The 349-nt window shown below is 66.8% G+C and carries 1 protein-coding gene; it reads left to right on the top strand.

The features are described from left to right. Nucleotides 1-349: aldehyde dehydrogenase family protein (locus EN852_RS36890; RefSeq protein ID WP_135879764.1), on the top strand; the 349-nt coding region annotated here is incomplete at both ends.

Here is a 349-nt window from a genome sequence, read left to right as displayed (position 1 = left end):
CGGTCGCCGGCGAGGCGCTCGGCCTGCATGGGGATGTCGACGCCATCGCCTTCACCGGCTCGGGACCGGTCGGCCGCCGCCTGCTCGAATACTCCGCCCGTTCCAATCTGAAGCGCGTCTTCCTCGAACTCGGCGGCAAGTCGCCCAACATCGTCTTTGCCGACGCGCCGGACCTGAAACAGGCGGCTGTCGTCTCGGCCAACGGCATCTTCCGCAATTCCGGCCAGGTCTGCGTCGCCGGCTCGCGGCTGCTTGTCCAGGCCTCCGTCTATGACCGTTTCATGGACGAACTGCTCTCGGCGACCACGAGGCTGAAGGTCGGCGATCTCGTCGTCTTCGACTGGTCGGG

The organism is Mesorhizobium sp. M2E.F.Ca.ET.209.01.1.1, assembly GCF_004010375.2.
Taxonomy (GTDB): domain Bacteria; phylum Pseudomonadota; class Alphaproteobacteria; order Rhizobiales; family Rhizobiaceae; genus Mesorhizobium.
Note: the sequence above shows the minus strand (reverse complement) of the source record. Positions and strands in the feature narration are given on the sequence as shown.